This window comes from Synechococcus sp. FACHB-909 (genome assembly GCF_014698945.1).
Taxonomy (GTDB): Bacteria; Cyanobacteriota; Cyanobacteriia; order PCC-6307; family Cyanobiaceae; genus Cyanobium.
The window spans coordinates 1-14,360 of record NZ_JACJTY010000012.1 but is presented as its reverse complement, the minus strand read 5'-3'; the positions used below and the strand labels follow the sequence as shown (position 1 = coordinate 14,360).

The window sequence follows — 14,360 nt, the reverse complement described above, 5'->3', positions numbered from 1 at the left end:
GTGATGGCCGCAGCCGCTGGCAGCCCCCTCTACATCCTGATGATCAGCCTCCATGGCCTGATCCGTGGAGAGAATCTGGAGCTCGGCCGTGACGCCGATACCGGCGGGCAGACGAAATACGTGGTGGAACTGACCAGGGCCCTGGCCCGTCAGCCTGCGGTTGCCCAGGTGGATCTGGTCACGCGCTGCATCAAGGATGCTGACGTCTCGAAGGACTACGGCAAGCCGATCGAGGTTCTGGATGCCAACGCACGCATCCTTCGGCTTCCTGCAGGACCGGATCTCTACATCCCCAAGGAAGAGCTCTGGGGCCATCTCGATGCCTTCACCGATGAGCTCTTCAGCTGGCTCCATCATCAGCCGCGACGGCCGGACATTCTTCACAGCCATTACGCCGATGCCGGTTATGTCGGTGTTCGCCTGTCCCATCTCACGGGTCTGCCGCTGATTCACACCGGCCACTCCCTCGGCAGGGACAAGCTGCGCCGGCTTCTGGCCCTCGGTCTGTCCGTGGAGGAGATTCAGAAGCGTTATCGGATGGCCGAGCGAATCAGTGCCGAAGAAGATGTGCTGAACAGTGCCAGCCTTGTGATCACCAGCACCCACAATGAGATTGAAGACCAATACGAACTCTACGACTGCTACACCCCTGAGAAGATGTCGGTCATCCCCCCGGGCACCGACCTCAATCAGTTCCATCCACCGACACCCGAGGATGGCCCGGTCGCCTTTGCCGGCACCCTTGCCAAGTATCTCCGGGAGCCTGAGAAGCCGATGATTCTGGCCCTCTCAAGGCCGGATGAGCGCAAGAACATCGTCACCCTCCTGGAGGCCTACGGCAAGTCAAAGCGCCTGCAGAAGCTGGCTAATCTTGTGATTGTTGCCGGGAATCGAAATGACATCCGTGAGCTGAACGAGGGCGCCCAGCAGGTTCTCACCGAGCTGCTTCTTGTCATCGACTGCCATGAGCTCAATGGCCTGGTGGCCCTCCCCAAGCACCATGCCCCCAGTGATGTGGCTGAGATCTATCGACTGGCCGCCTCCTCACGAGGGGTTTTCGTGAACCCGGCCCTCACTGAACCCTTCGGGCTCACCCTGCTCGAGGCGGCGGCCAGTGGACTGCCGCTCGTGGCGACGGAAGTCGGTGGACCCGTCGACATCATCGGCAATTGCAGGAATGGTCTGCTGATTGATCCTCTTGATGAAGCATCGATTGCCGGCGCCCTGCTGATGATTCTCGAAGATGATGCTGTGTGGTCAACCTTTTCCAGCAACGGCCTGACGACGATTGCCAGGTTCTATTCCTGGGAAGCCCATGCCAGCCGGTATCTGAAACTGGTGGAGGATCTGATCGTTCAGAAGCGAGTCGTGGCCCGTCCGGCCCCGCTGGCGAAGCCGCCCGCCGTTCAGACAAGAACCCGCGCCATCTTCACCGCCATCGACAACACCCTTCTGGGTGATCCGGAGGCCCTCTCCCGCTTCGTGAAGCTGATGAGGGAGCAGCACCGCAGGGTTCTGTTCGGGATTGCCACCGGACGACGGCTCAACTCGGTGCTCAAGCTCCTGAAGATTCATGCCATCCCTATGCCCGATGTGCTGATCACAAGCCTGGGAACCGAGATCTATACCCCACCCCAGTTGACGACGGACATCTCCTGGATCCACCACATTGATCATCTCTGGACACCCCAGGCTCTCAAACGCCTGATGGATCCACTGCCCGGTCTGACCCTGCAGGCGAAGGAACATCAGAGCCGATTCAAGCTCTCCTATTTCTATGATCCCCAGCAGGCGCCTGCCATGGAGGAGATTCTCACCCTGCTGCGGCAGCATGAGCTCTCTGCCCATACCAGCCTCTCGTTCGGCCAGTTTCTTGACTTCGTTCCGGCCCGCGCCTCCAAGGGCCAGGCCCTGCGCTACGTCGCCAACCAGTGGAAGATTCCCCTGCAGCATGTTCTGGTGAACGGTGGATCCCGTGATGATGAAGACATGCTCCGTGGCCAGACCCTTGGCGTGGTGGTCGACAGCCCCCATCGTCAGGAACTGGCCCAGCTCAGTGACGCCGAACGGGTCTATTTCTCTGCCAGATCCCATGCCGCTGGAATCCTCGAGGCCATCGACCACTATGACTTCTTCGGGTGATGAGCAGTCCCCGCACCTCCCGCCGATGCGACGCCTGCTGCTCTGCACGGACCTGGATCGCACCCTGCTTCCCAACGGTGAGCTGCCCGAATCGGAGGGGGCCCGAGCCATGCTGGCCAGGGTGCTCCGCCAGTCGGGGTTCTCGCTGGCCTATGTCAGCGGCCGGCATCTGGCCTTGATCGAGCAATCGATTCGGGACTATGACCTGCCCCAGCCGGACTGGATCATCGGCGACGTCGGCAGTTCCATCCACGTCAGGGACGGCGATGGCTGGTCCCTTCTGGACGCCTGGTCGCGGTACATCGCCGCAGATTGGCAGGGCTGTTCCGCGGGCCAGCTGGGCGCCCTTCTGGGGGGATGTCCCGGCCTGGTGCTGCAGCCCGAGGACAGGCAGAACGCCCACAAGCTCAGTTTCTTCCTGTCACCGCTGGCCGATCTCCCCGCCCTCACCAGGGCCATCCACGCCTGCCTCGAGCCCCTGGCGATCGCGACCACGCTCATCTTCAGCAACGATGAGTCGGCGCGTGTCGGTCTGTTGGATGTCCTGCCGCAGCGGGCCGGAAAGCTCCATGCGGTCGAGTTTCTGATGCGGGAGCAGGGCTTTTCAGCTGAACAGACGCTCTATGCCGGTGACAGCGGCAATGATCTCTGCGTGCTCACCAGCGGGCTGCCGGCCGTGCTGGTTGCCAATGCCCATCCGGATGTGGCCGAGCAGGCTGTGCGGGAGTCGGCCCGAAAAGGTACGTCTGAGTTTTTGTATCTTGCCAGAGGTGGCTTTCTGGGCATGAACGGCAACTACAGTGCCGGCATCCTGGAAGGGATCGGCCATTTTCATGCCGAAGCCATTCCGGAGCTGGATTGAATGATGCCGACGCGATGTCCGATCACCGTCTTTGGAGAAGTTCTGTTTGATTGTTTTCCGGATGGCACCGAAGTTCTTGGTGGTGCGCCCTTCAATGTGGCCTGGCACCTCAGGGGTTTTGGTCTCTCTTCCCGACTTGTCAGCCGGGTCGGCGGGGATGCCAGGGGCGAGCGGATCCGCTCCGCCATGGGGCGCTGGGGACTGGATGCTTCCGCTCTGCAGACCGACCCGATCCATGCCACCGGCCGGGTGAGCGTCACCCTCGTCGATGGCGAGCCCTGCTACGCGATCGTGTCGGGCAGCGCCTACGACTTCATCGATCCGCCCGAACCATCCTTAGTTTCGGGCACGGGCCTCCTGTATCACGGCACCCTGGCCCTTCGCCATCCCCCCTCGGCGGCTGCCCTGGCGTCCCTGAAGTCACTGCACCAAGGTCCGATCGTCCTGGATGTGAACCTGCGCCGTCCCTGGTGGTCGATCGAGACGGTTCTGCCCCTGGTGGACGATGCCGATCACGTCAAGCTCAATGCGGCGGAGCTGGCCCTGCTGTGCAACGACGCGCCGCCCGAGGACGACGCGCCGCCGGAGGAGGATCGGGATGCCCTGGCCGCCTCCATGCACCGTTTTGCCGAGCGCCACCGGCTGGAGACCCTGGTGGTCACCCGCGGTGCCCTCGGTGCCCTGCTCTGGCGTTCAGGCGCGATCGTTGCCGTCGCTCCCACCGCCGCTGGCCCGGTCGTCGACACCGTGGGCGCGGGAGATGGGTTCGCCGCCGTCCTCCTGCTGGGGCTCAGCCGCCAGTGGCCATGGGCCGAGAGCCTGGCCCGCGCCGGGGAGTTTGCCGCGGCCCTGGTGTCACAGCGGGGTGCCACCATCGATGACCCGTTGGTCTATGCGCAGTTTCTGGCGTCATGGGGGGTTGGCTGATCCGATGTACGAACAGATTTCCCACTCCCTGCTGAATTCCATCCTGGATGATCTGCGTCCAGAGATCCGACGCCAGGACTTGCGTCACTTCTACACAAGGCTGGGCGCCAACTTCTACGCCATCCATTCGTTGTTCGTCACCCTCTATGGCCATCGTGACGACTTCAAGTTCCAGCTTCTGCGCCTGGTCGAAACCATGGCCCGTGGCTACATCGACCGTTCGCCAGATCTTGAAGCGCTCGATATTCTGAGAGAGGATGACTACAACTGGTTCCTCTCCCAGAAGTGGGTCGGAATGGCTGTTTACTCCAATGGCTTCGCCGAGAATCTTCCTGATCTGGCCAGCAAGATCGGCTACTTCCAGGAGCTGGGGATCAACATGGTGCACATCCTTCCGATCCTGATGTGCCCAGCCGGAAAGAGCGACGGTGGCTATGCGATCAGTGACTTCCGCCGCATCGATGCCAGGGTCGGCACGCTTGATGACCTGCGCAGGATTGCCGACGAGTTCAGAAATCGTGAGATTCTGCTGGTGCTGGATATCGTGCTGAACCACACATCGGATGAGCACGAATGGGCCCAGCGTGCCATGGACGGTGAACAACATTATCAGGATTATTACCACGTCTTTGACAACCGGGATATTCCTGATGTCTTCGAGCAGAGCATGCCCGAGGTGTTCCCTGAAAGCGATCCGGGCAACTTCACCTGGAATGGGGAGATGCAGAAGTGGGTGATGACGGTCTTCCACGAATACCAGTGGGACCTCAACTACTCCAACCCGGCGGTGTTCATCGAAATGCTCGATGTGCTGCTGTTCTGGGCCAACCAGGGTGTGGATGTTCTGCGGCTCGATGCCGTTGCCTTTCTCTGGAAGAAGCTTGGCACCAGCTGCCAGAACGAACGCAAGGCCCACCTCATCCTGCAGTTGATGAAGGACTGCTGCCAGGTGACCGCGCCGGGTGTCCTGTTCATCGCCGAGGCCATCGTGGCCCCCACCGAAATCACCAAATACTTCGGTGAAGACGCCATCGTGGCCAAGGAATGTGAGATTGCCTACAACGCCACCCTGATGGCCTTGCTCTGGGACGGTGTGGCCACCCGCAACACCCGGCTCCTCTGCCAGGGCCTCAAGAGCCTGCCCAGCAAGCTGGAGCGGGCCACCTGGCTGAACTACGTCCGCTGCCATGACGACATCGGTTTCGGTTTCGATGACAGTGACATCGAACAGGTGGGCTACGACCCCCGCGCCCACCGGCGCTTTCTGATCGAGTATTTCAAGGGGGATTTCGATGCGATTCCCCGCGGGCTTATCTTCATGCCCAATGACACCACGGGTGATGCGCGAATCTGCGGTTCCCTGGCCTCCCTCGTCGGTCTGGAGTCGGCCCTGGAATCGAAGGATCAGCAGCTGATCGCCACCGCCATCAGCCGCATCCTGCTGATGCATGGGGTCATTCTGTCGTTCGGGGGTATCCCGCTCATCTACAACGGCGATGCCCTTGGTGTGCTGAACGATTACAGCTTCTACGCCGACCCCAGCAAGTGCAATGACACCCGCTGGGTGCATCGCCCAAAGATCGACTGGACCAGGGCCGAGCTCCGATGGAAGCAGGGGACCGTGGAGCATGCGATCTTCTCGGCGATGAAGAAGATGATCGCGATCCGGAAGGAGATCTCAGCCTTTGCCGATTTCAACAACCGCCAGATCCTGCCCCTGGAGAACGACCATCTGCTGGCGTTCGTGCGCACCAACCACCTGCGGCCATCGGAGCTGGTGCTGGTGGTGGCCAACTTCAACGACCAGCCCCGGTTCTTCGATCTCGAAAGCCTGGTGCCGCCGGTCTTCAACAGCCACGATGGACTGGTCGATCTTCACTCGGGCCGGCGGCCGTCCCAGTCCGGCAGTCGCATCGTGCTGCAGGCTTACCAGTTCTACTGGCTGACCAAGACCTGAGCGCCCGATTCTCCCCCCGCCCGACGCTTCCCCTGCCCATGCGCGTCGTCACCCCCGTTCTGCTGGCCCTGCTGCTGGCCTCGGCGGCGGTGGCCGTCACCGTGTCGGTGCAGCCGCCCCCCAGCGGCAGCACCCCTGCAGCGTCCACTCCAGCCGCGACAACACCCGCGACGCCGGAGCCATCGCCGCCGCAGCCGGCCCCGCGCGCCTATCCCCGGCTGCCGGCGGACCCAGCCGCCATCGCCTCCCAGCTGGCCGTCGCCGAGATGGCCCTCCGCTCCACCGACACCCCGGCCGAACTCTTGGGCGAGCTGGGGCACCGCCAGCAGGTCATCTATCGCAGGCTCGCCACCGATCCGGCCCTGGCCACCCGGGTGCGGGCCTTCCTGCCGGTCCGCTGGCAGGGGGTGATGGACCGCCACCTGGCGGCCCGCCGGGAGTTTCTGGCCATGCATCGGGGGGGGCGGCGCCCGGCCGTGGTTCCCGCCTGGCGGATCATCCCGCCCGAGCCCGCCGCCGACCTGCTGCGCTACTACCGGGAGGCGTCCGCCGCCACCGGCATCCCCTGGGAGGTCCTGGCCGCCATCAACCTGGTCGAAACGGGCATGGGCCGCATCGATGGCGTCTCCGTCGCCGACGCCCGGGGCCCGATGCAGTTCCTTCCCACCACCTGGGCCCAGCCGGGCGTCGGCAAGGGCGACATCCGCGATCCTGAAGACGCGATCCACGCCGCCGCCAGGTATCTGGTGCGGCGCGGTGGCCTGCGGGACATCCGCCGGGGGCTCTGGGGCTACAACAACAGCCGGCATTACGTCCGGGCCGTGCTGCTCTACGCCGAGCTGCTGCGCATGGATCCCCAGGCCTTCACGGGCCTGTACCACTGGGAGATCCATTACGCCTCCTCCGCCGGCGACCTCTGGCTGCCGGTGGGCTACAACCAGCCCCGCCCCCTTCCGGTCGCCACCTACCTGGAGCGCTTCCCCGCCTCGGCCCCTCCAGCACCCTGAGGGGCCTGCCAGCATGGGATCCCGCTGGGTTCCGATGACCCGGCTTCCCCATGACCCAGCGGCCCATGACCCAGCTGCAAGCGATCAACATCGCCAAGGTGACCACCATCGTGGCGCTGCTGGTGCCGGCCCTGGTGCTGGGGCTGGACTCCGGGCGGGTCGCGATCTACCTGGCCCTTCACATCAGCTACTGCCTCTGGTGGCTGCTCGAGGAGGTGCTGTTCCCCTGGCGCACCACCCAGCTCTTCACCGAGGTGGTTCAGCCGCCGCAGGCCGTCGCGGTGGTGCTCTACGTCGGGGTGTTCTACGCCGTGCCCGGCTGGCTGGCCATGGCCAATCCGGTGCCCATCGGCCCGCTGACGATCGCCCTGGGGCTCAGCCTCTACATCTTCGGATCGCTGCTGAACACGGCGGCCGATGTGCAGAAAGGTACCGCCAAGGCCCTGGGGGCCACCCTGGTGGCGGATGGGGCCTGGCGCCGCGTCCGCCATGTCAACTACCTGGGCGACCTGCTCCGCTACAGCAGCTTCGCGGTGATCGCCGGTTCGCCGTGGGCCTGGCTGCTGCCCGCCTCGGTGCTGGCGCTGTACCTCCCTCGCATGATCCGCAAGGAAGCCTCCATGGCCGAGCGCTATCCCGCGTTCGAGGCCTATCGCCAGAGCAGCTGGTGGCTGCTGCCCGGGCTCGTCTAGCGCTGCAGGGCAAGCGGAGCAGGGCTCGGAAGCCTGGCCTCAGCCGAGACCCCTGCCGAGCAGCACATCCCGGGCGCCATTGACCGCCTGCATCGTGGCGTGGCGGCCGCCGCGGTCGGGGTGATGCTCGGCGGCGGCCCTCTTCCAGGCCACGGTCACATCGGCTTCCCGCAGCCGGCCCGCCAGCGCCAGCCCGAGACGGGCCCTGGCCTCGATGGCCTCCAGGCTGGGGCTTCGGCCCAGGGGGCCGTGGTCGGCGGCGGAGAGGCCCGTGCCCTTCTTGCGGCGCCCCTTGGTGCCGGAGGCCTTGCCCTGGCCGCGGGGGCGTGAGGCTGCAAAGCCCTTGCCGAGCGGCTCCTCGGATCGGTCCGAGGGAGCGCTGTCGGGCTGCTCCGGCCGCAGGGAGACCAGGGTCAGACGGGGGTCAAGCAGGGTGCGAGCCATGGGTTCAGATGCCAGCCCGACCGTTGCGTTGATGAGGTTGGGTTGAGAGGGTGGTCGCGACTCAGGCCGCGACGTCGAGGCCGGGGGCCGGATCGATGCTCAGTTCGGCGAGCAGGTCGCTGGAGAGCAGATCGGCGGCGAGGAGATCAGAGGCCAGAAGATCCGTGGCCGCCGCATCGGCCATCTCGGGAGCCACCATCGCTGCGGGGGCCTGGTCGTGGCCGCCGGCCATCGCCGGAGCGAGAAACGCCATGGCCAGACCCACCATCAGGGCGAAGAGGAAGGTAAGGGCTCTCATTGGCCAAGGACAGAATCTCCACAGTCCTAACACCGCTCCGCCCCATGTCGCTCTCGGGAGGAGAAGATGGCCCGATGGAGCGCAGCGAAACCTCCCCCGCCCCGGCCATCGCCTACGCGGGATTCCGGGTCCGTACGGCGGCCTCGCTGATCGATTCGGTGCTGATGCTGATCATCACCGCCCCCCTGCCGCTCCTGGTTTTCATCGTGCCGGACGAGACGGCGGTGCTGGTTCTCAGCACGGTGGTGTCGGCCCTGGTGGTGATCCTGTTCTGGCGCTGGAAGCAGGGCACGCCCGGCAAGTTGATGCTGCGCCTGAGAATCGTCGATGCCGGAACCGGCGGCGAGCCCGGCCTGCGTCAGTGGTGCCTGCGCTATGGGGGCTACATCCTCTCGACCCTGCCCCTGCTTCTCGGCTTCCTCTGGATCGCCTGGGATCCCCGTCGCCAGGGCTGGCACGACAAGCTCGCCGGCACGGTGGTGATCCGTGTGCCCCGTCGCGCGACCGGGGCCGGGAACGCTGGTGCTGGACCTCCCTGACATCCGTCCCCTGCGGCCATGACAGCTCCCTCCCCCGATCCCCTCGATGAGGCCATCGCCGCCCGCCGCGCCCAGGACCCCCTGGTGGGGGCCCGGATCGGTGCCGAAGAGATCAGCCGCCGGCTCCTGAAGGCCATGGCGTCCGACCGGGGCGTGCACGTCGAATCGCTGCTGGCGGTCTGCGGTGCCCTGGCGGGTCAGGCCTGTCAGGCCGGTGTGCGGGCCCGGTCCAGGGCGGCCGGCCTGGCGGAGCTTTCGGGACTGCACGTTGTCGGCACCGGGGACGGGGGCTCCTGCCTGGTGGGCGAGGGGCTGGTCCAGGCCCTGTTCAACGATCCCTATTCCACCTGGGGCCTGGCCGCCGGTGCCGCCCAGCAGGCGGGCTGCACGGCCCTGCCGGACCCGACGGCGCTGTGGCGCCACGGGATGGAGCACCTCGGCCAGGGGGACTTCGGCGTGCCGCAGGTGCCCGACGCCCACCAGCCGTCACCCGAATCCCTGCAGTCGCTGCCGAGCCTCTGGCCGGCCCTGCTGCCGCTGGCCCGGCGGTTCTGCCCCGAGGTGGTGGAGTGGCCGATCCTGTACGGCCTGGTGGCCCAGAAGGCGATCACCATGGGCCGGGAGGTGATCGATCCCTGCCTGGCGCTGCGGATCGTGATGGACACCGCCATCGCCAGCGCCATGGTGGTGCTGCCCCAGAGCCCGGAGCCCGCCAGCGCTCCCTGACCGTGCCGGGCTCGACGGGCATCCGCGTCCCGACATCCCCGTCTTGGCAGGGGCGGCCAGGGGCGTTACCAAGGCCTTCACGGTCCCTTGCAGCAGGCGGATGGACTCCCGCTTCCGACGGTTTCTGACGGCGCTGGCCCTTCCCTGGCTCCTGCCCCTGTCCCTGGCGCCCCTGCCCCTGCTGGCGATGGGGGAGCCGCCGCCCCGGCCCTTGGAGATTCCCCTGGAGGTGCCGGTGGGGGACCTGGGGCAGAACGACCGTCTGCCGGATCCACTGCGGTCCCGCTACAAGCCGGCACCGGTGGGGGCGTTCCCGGTGCCCCAGGCCGGGGCCCTGGGCTATCCCCTCGGCCTGCAGCCCAGCGAGCAGGCCCCGTTCGGCTGGCGGCTGGCCGACGCGCGCAACGCCTGGCGCATGCACACCGGCCTCGATCTGATCGCCCCGGAGGGCACGCCGGTGTTCGCCGTGCTGCCCGGCACCGTGCGGCTGGTGGATGAGGTGGGTGGCTACGGCCTGCTCGTGGTGATCGACCACGGCCTCGGCTGGCAGAGCCTTTACGCCCACCTGCTGGATGTGGCGGTTCTGCCCGGGGAGAGCCTGGTGGCGGGGCAGCCCATCGGCCGGGTGGGCAGCAGTGGCTCGGCCACCACGGCCCATCTGCACTTCGAGTGGCGCCAGATGCGCCAGGGACGGCTGGTGGCTGTGGACCCCTCGCCGCTGCTACAGACGATCGGCACCGGCCCCTCCGTGGCGGGCCGGGCGCCCTTGCCGCCGCTGCCCTGAGCCAGGGTGTCGGCGGGCCTCGCCATTCAGGCGTGGTCGGGATCCAGCGGCAGGCGCTTCAGGGCCAGGGCCAGGCGCCGCGCTGCCAGCAGCAGGGGATACAGGCGGCGGCTGCGGGACGGTCCGTCGAACAGCGGCACCAGCAGTTGCAGCAGGGGATCACTGGGCCGCATCAGGGCGCAGAGCTGCCGCACGGCCTCCGCCCCGTGCCAGGCCCTCTCCCCCTGGAGCAGGACCGCCCCCTGGGCCAGCGGCAGGCCCCGCTCCCGCAGGTCATGGCGCAGGGCCGCGTCGGCCCGCCCATCGACGATCTGCAGATGGGGGATCCCGCCGCGCAGTTCGCTGCTGAGGGCGAAGTGACGGCAGAACGGACAGCCCCCGTCGTAGACGAGGCGCAGGGTCTGCGGGGCGACGAGCCCCAGGGTCTGCGGGGCCGGATCGGGCGGTGGGGATGGGGGGGCGCCCATCGCGGCAGAGGGGATCAAGGGTGGGCGGCCGAGACTTCGGCAGCGTGATCGGAAGATTCGATTCTGGCGCCGGCGGCAGAAGAGCGGCGCAGGGGCGTCGAAGGATCGATTTCACCAAGTCCTGACAGGTGGCTGGATTCTGTGATCCTCGGCACCGTTCGATTCCTCAGAACGGTTAGATCCTCTGCCAATGGATGACTGGAATGATGCTCACACCAACCACCCGTCTGAGGCTCCAGGAGATCATCGGCAGGATTGCCGATTCCCGCCCGGTCAGCCTCCATGAGCGCATCTATGTTCAGAAGTTCGCTGATCGCGATGCCAGTGTCTGGAGCTGGTTGCGGCGGGCCCAGCGCACCCAGCAACGGGGTGAGCCCGAATCGGAACTCGATCGCTTCACGGGCTCGCTGGATCTGGGCGACCCTTGTGACAGCGGCGGATTCGATCCCGGCCGGGACGATCTGGGCGACTGGTTCAGCGGAGCTCCGAATTGGCTCAGGCGCAGTTGAGTCGCCCTTAAGCGGTAGAAACACTCATTGCCGATTCTTCGTCGCATCGGCAACCGACATGCCGTAGGGACCGTGTGTTGATGCCATGGTCAGGTCTCAGCCAGGTCGGAGGGCACCATGGACGCCTTACTTTGTAGCTATCGCAACTGTTCGGAACGGATGCGGATCATCCGCTGCTGTGGGCCCGAGGATTTCTTCCTCGAACGGGTTGTCTTTCCCTTCGAAGTGCTCACTTTCCATTGCCCGCCCGCCACGGATGTGGAGATCTGGGCGCGGGATTCGGTGGGTGTCGTCCTCAGCGAACAGCTCCCCGCCGACGCCCTGGCCATGCAGCAGAGTGAGGTGTCGCCCCGTCCGGAATGGCTGCCCCAGGTTCCCAACCGAGCGGTGGGGGTGAGGGGCAACGCCAGCTCGGTCTGCCTTCTGCCCCACTGACGCCGGCCCCGGACGTCGGCATCGTCTGCAGCGCCAGCTACCGCGACCACATCACCGGCCCCTGGCATCCGGAGTGCCCCGCCCGGGTCGATGCCGTGATCCAGGGCCTGGAGCGGGCTGGTCTGCTGGCCCGCTGCCGGATCCTTCCACCGCGCCCGGCCACGGACGCGGAGCTGCTGCGCTGCCACGCCCCGGGGTATCTGCAGCGGGTCAAGGAGGACATCCAGGCGGGCCGTGACCAGCTCTCCACCGGTGACACCGCCATCAGCCCCCACTCGGAGCGCACGGCGCGGCTGGCGGCGGGGGGGGTGCTGGCGGCGGTGGAGGCCGTCATGGAGCAGCGGGTGCGCCGGGCCTATGCGGTTGTCAGGCCCCCTGGGCACCATGCCAGTGCGGCGCGGGGCATGGGCTTCTGCATCTACAACAACGTGGCCGTCGCCGCCCGCCACCTGCAGGCGGTCCATGGTCTCGAGAAGATCCTGGTCGTCGACTGGGACGTGCACCACGGCAACGGCACCCAGGACATTTTCTGGAGCGACCCCTCGGTGCTGTTCTTCAGCAGCCATCAGGCGCCGCTCTATCCGGGGTCGGGCACCCGCCAGGAGCGGGGGGAGGGGGCCGGGGCCGGCACCACCCGCAACTGCCCACTGCCGGCCGGAACGTCTGGGCCCGAGCTGGTGGCCGCCTGGCGGGAGGAGCTCCTGCCGCTGGCGGAGGCCTTCGCCCCGGACTTCGTGCTGATCTCGGCCGGTTTCGATTCCAGGGCCGGCGATCCCCTGGGGGATTTCTTGCTGCAGGACGGGGATTTCACGGCCCTGACCCAGCTGCTGCTCACCATTGCCGCCGACCATGCCCAGGGCCGTCTGGTGTCCGCCCTGGAGGGCGGCTACGACCTGAAGGGCCTGGCGTCGGCCAGTGTCGCCCACGTGGCCTGCCTGCTGGGGGACAGCGGGCCGCGCTGACCACGCCACCAGAACCAGGCCTCGCGGTTGATCAGCAGGCCGATCAGCACCATCGCCAGCATCAGCACGATCTGGTCGGCCCGGGCGTCCGGCACCAGGATGTCGGCGGCCAGGTGGGGCAGGTTGGTGAGGGTATAGACAACGCTCAGCCAGAAATGGGCAGAGCGCCAGTGGCGCCAGCGGCGCGGCTGGCCCGGATCACTGGCGGCGTAGGCGATCAGCACGACCGCAGCCAGGGGCACCAGGAAGTACGCCAGCATGGCGCCGAACAGCAGCGGCAGCCGGGAGGCCGCCACATGGCCATGGATCTCCGGGGAGATCCCGTGGAACAGGGGCATCAGGCCCAGCTCCACATGGAACAGCATCGCCAGCAGCCAGGCGATCCAGAGGCTGCGCAGACGCAGGGCGTGGTCGACAACGGTGGCCATGGGGACGTTCCAGGGCCCCCTGAGTCTGGGCAGCCCCGCCGGCGACGCGTGCGGAATGGCTCGGTTCTTGATGGGCCGGTTCGTTGCCAGGCTCCTTACATTGGGCGGACGGTCCATGGGTCCTTCCCCCCAGGCTGCTTGTGATGACCTCCACGACCTCCTCCCTGCCCAGCACCGCGGTGGCCACCGGGCCCGCCGGGAGGCCCATGGCCCAGCCCATGGATGCCGCGCTGCTGGAGGGTCTGCAGGACCACCTGGGTCTGGAGCGCAAGGCCAGCGCCGCCTACTGGGCCATGGCCCTCTGGTTCGCCGAGCGGGAACTGCGTGGCTTCGCCGCCCACCTCATGGCCGAGTCCCGTGGCGAACAGCAGCATGCCGGCCTGCTGGCCGATTACCTGATCGCCCGCGGTCAGACGGTGGACCTCGGGGAGCTGCCCGCCCCCTGTCAGCGCTGGACCGACTTCGAGTCTGTGCTCGCGGATGCCTTCCGCCTCGAGGCCGATGTCACCACGTCCCTGCAGCTCCTCTATTCCATGGCCGAGCGCGCCGGCGACGTGCGCACCACCGTCTTCCTCGACCCGATGATCCAGGGCCAGATCGCCGCCGAGAACGGCGCGGCCCACCTGCTCGGTCGGGTGCGCTTCGGGCGCCAGGAGGCTGCCTCCATGCTGCTGATCGATGGGGAACTGGCTGCGGCCCAGGCTCCGGTCGCTGCTCAGGTCTGAACCCTCGGGCACCGGCCCCCTTCCCCCGGCGGATCAGGCGGCCAGGGGACGGCTGGTGATCTCCAGCAGAAAGGCGGCGCCGAGGGGATCGCGCAGGGGCAGACGCGTCAGTGCATGGGCCTGGCGCTGCAGTTCCAGGCGGCGTTGCTCGAGTCGGCGGGTTTCACGGCCAAGCCTCAGGCGGAGCCGTTCGTCGCGGCAGGCGGCCCCTTGCCCCTTCAGCCGCTGCCAGCTCTGGCGCACGGCGGCCATGTCGCGGCAGAGGCTGCCGATGAGACTGTCGCCGGTGTGGATCGGGGCGGCCATCGCGGTTCATGCCGCCAGGGGAGCGCCATCCACCAGGGCTGGTGCCAGCCGCAGGCTGGTCTCGCCGCTGGGGACCTGCATCAGGTCGGCGGCCCGGATGCGGGAGATCAGCCGGGTGGTGGTGACGCGGGTGGTGCCGATCAGCTCCCC

18 protein-coding genes and 1 pseudogene are annotated in these 14,360 nt (G+C 66.9%); 13 read left to right on the top strand and 6 right to left on the bottom strand.

The window, feature by feature from the left end; all coding sequences use genetic code 11:
* The first annotated feature begins 3 nt into the window (after positions 1 to 3).
* The 6 genes from H6G99_RS15130 to H6G99_RS15105 all read left to right on the top strand — a co-directional run bounded on the left by H6G99_RS15130 (position 4) and on the right by H6G99_RS15105 (position 7,587).
* Complete coding sequence (locus H6G99_RS15130) at positions 4 to 2,142, top strand: HAD family hydrolase (RefSeq protein WP_190612372.1); 2,139 nt, start codon at positions 4 to 6, stop codon at positions 2,140 to 2,142.
* A complete protein-coding gene (locus tag H6G99_RS15125; RefSeq protein ID WP_286191202.1) occupies positions 2,126 to 3,004 on the top strand; it encodes an HAD-IIB family hydrolase in 879 nt (292 codons plus the stop codon). The genes H6G99_RS15130 and H6G99_RS15125 overlap by 17 nt, the downstream gene beginning before the upstream one ends.
* The gene (locus H6G99_RS15120; protein WP_199297247.1) at positions 3,005 to 3,931 is read left to right on the top strand and encodes a carbohydrate kinase family protein; all 927 of its coding nucleotides are present in this window, start codon (positions 3,005 to 3,007) and stop codon (positions 3,929 to 3,931) included.
* Positions 3,932 to 3,935: 4 nt separating this feature from the next.
* Positions 3,936 to 5,888, top strand: a complete 1,953-nt coding sequence (locus H6G99_RS15115; protein ID WP_190612368.1) for an alpha-amylase family glycosyl hydrolase — start codon at positions 3,936 to 3,938, stop codon at positions 5,886 to 5,888.
* Between the two features lie 38 nt (positions 5,889 to 5,926).
* Entirely contained in the window at positions 5,927 to 6,895 is a 969-nt protein-coding gene (locus tag H6G99_RS15110) for a lytic transglycosylase domain-containing protein (protein ID WP_190612366.1), read from the top strand.
* Between the two features lie 65 nt (positions 6,896 to 6,960).
* Positions 6,961 to 7,587: a methyltransferase family protein gene (locus H6G99_RS15105; protein WP_286191197.1), complete on the top strand. Its 627-nt coding sequence runs from the start codon at positions 6,961 to 6,963 to the stop codon at positions 7,585 to 7,587.
* Positions 7,588 to 7,626: 39 nt separating this feature from the next.
* Here the strand turns inward: H6G99_RS15105 and H6G99_RS15100 are convergent, their stop codons facing one another.
* Together H6G99_RS15100 and H6G99_RS15095 are read right to left on the bottom strand one after the other, a co-directional pair.
* Complete coding sequence (locus H6G99_RS15100) at positions 7,627 to 8,031, bottom strand: hypothetical protein (protein ID WP_094584080.1); 405 nt, start codon at positions 8,029 to 8,031, stop codon at positions 7,627 to 7,629.
* 61 nt (positions 8,032 to 8,092) lie between these two features.
* On the bottom strand, positions 8,093 to 8,329 hold the full coding sequence (locus tag H6G99_RS15095) for a hypothetical protein (protein WP_190612363.1): 237 nt from the start codon (positions 8,327 to 8,329) through the stop codon (positions 8,093 to 8,095).
* Positions 8,330 to 8,373: 44 nt separating this feature from the next.
* On the opposite strand from H6G99_RS15095, the gene H6G99_RS15090 reads away from it, so the two are divergent.
* From H6G99_RS15090 to H6G99_RS15080, 3 genes are all read left to right on the top strand, one after another.
* The gene (locus H6G99_RS15090; protein WP_198960042.1) at positions 8,374 to 8,868 is read left to right on the top strand and encodes an RDD family protein; all 495 of its coding nucleotides are present in this window, start codon (positions 8,374 to 8,376) and stop codon (positions 8,866 to 8,868) included.
* A gap of 18 nt (positions 8,869 to 8,886) precedes the next feature.
* Positions 8,887 to 9,594 carry a hypothetical protein gene (locus H6G99_RS15085; protein WP_190612362.1) on the top strand — a complete coding sequence of 236 codons (708 nt, stop codon included), beginning with the start codon at positions 8,887 to 8,889 and terminating at the stop codon, positions 9,592 to 9,594.
* A 100-nt stretch (positions 9,595 to 9,694) separates the two neighbouring features.
* Positions 9,695 to 10,378, top strand: a complete 684-nt coding sequence (locus H6G99_RS15080; RefSeq protein ID WP_190612360.1) for a M23 family metallopeptidase — start codon at positions 9,695 to 9,697, stop codon at positions 10,376 to 10,378.
* A gap of 26 nt (positions 10,379 to 10,404) precedes the next feature.
* Here H6G99_RS15080 and H6G99_RS15075 read toward each other — a convergent pair whose 3' ends face one another.
* Complete coding sequence (locus H6G99_RS15075) at positions 10,405 to 10,845, bottom strand: DCC1-like thiol-disulfide oxidoreductase family protein (protein WP_190612444.1); 441 nt, start codon at positions 10,843 to 10,845, stop codon at positions 10,405 to 10,407.
* A gap of 206 nt (positions 10,846 to 11,051) precedes the next feature.
* Between H6G99_RS15075 and H6G99_RS15070 the strand changes: the two genes are divergently transcribed.
* The 3 genes from H6G99_RS15070 (at position 11,052) to H6G99_RS15060 (ending at position 12,751) form a co-directional block, all read left to right on the top strand.
* The gene (locus tag H6G99_RS15070; RefSeq protein WP_094584086.1) at positions 11,052 to 11,354 is read left to right on the top strand and encodes a DUF8638 family protein; all 303 of its coding nucleotides are present in this window, start codon (positions 11,052 to 11,054) and stop codon (positions 11,352 to 11,354) included.
* A 117-nt stretch (positions 11,355 to 11,471) separates the two neighbouring features.
* Positions 11,472 to 11,789 carry a DUF1830 domain-containing protein gene (locus H6G99_RS15065; protein ID WP_190612359.1) on the top strand — a complete coding sequence of 106 codons (318 nt, stop codon included), beginning with the start codon at positions 11,472 to 11,474 and terminating at the stop codon, positions 11,787 to 11,789.
* Positions 11,714 to 12,751: a histone deacetylase family protein gene (locus H6G99_RS15060; RefSeq protein ID WP_286191196.1), complete on the top strand. Its 1,038-nt coding sequence runs from the start codon at positions 11,714 to 11,716 to the stop codon at positions 12,749 to 12,751. The genes H6G99_RS15065 and H6G99_RS15060 overlap by 76 nt, the downstream gene beginning before the upstream one ends.
* Here H6G99_RS15060 and H6G99_RS15055 read toward each other — a convergent pair.
* A complete protein-coding gene (locus tag H6G99_RS15055) occupies positions 12,676 to 13,179 on the bottom strand; it encodes a hypothetical protein (protein ID WP_094584087.1) in 504 nt (167 codons plus the stop codon). The two genes, H6G99_RS15060 and H6G99_RS15055, sit on opposite strands and share 76 nt — an antisense overlap.
* 143 nt (positions 13,180 to 13,322) lie before the next feature.
* On the opposite strand from H6G99_RS15055, the gene H6G99_RS15050 reads away from it, so the two are divergent.
* On the top strand, positions 13,323 to 13,904 hold the full coding sequence (locus tag H6G99_RS15050; RefSeq protein WP_190612358.1) for a ferritin: 582 nt from the start codon (positions 13,323 to 13,325) through the stop codon (positions 13,902 to 13,904).
* A gap of 33 nt (positions 13,905 to 13,937) precedes the next feature.
* Here the strand turns inward: H6G99_RS15050 and H6G99_RS15045 are convergent, their stop codons facing one another.
* Positions 13,938 to 14,210 (bottom strand): hypothetical protein, encoded by a 273-nt coding sequence (locus H6G99_RS15045; protein ID WP_094584089.1) that lies wholly within the window; start codon positions 14,208 to 14,210, stop codon positions 13,938 to 13,940.
* Between the two features lie 6 nt (positions 14,211 to 14,216).
* Positions 14,217 to 14,360, bottom strand: a pseudogene (locus H6G99_RS16470) (Crp/Fnr family transcriptional regulator); the annotation flags it as partial.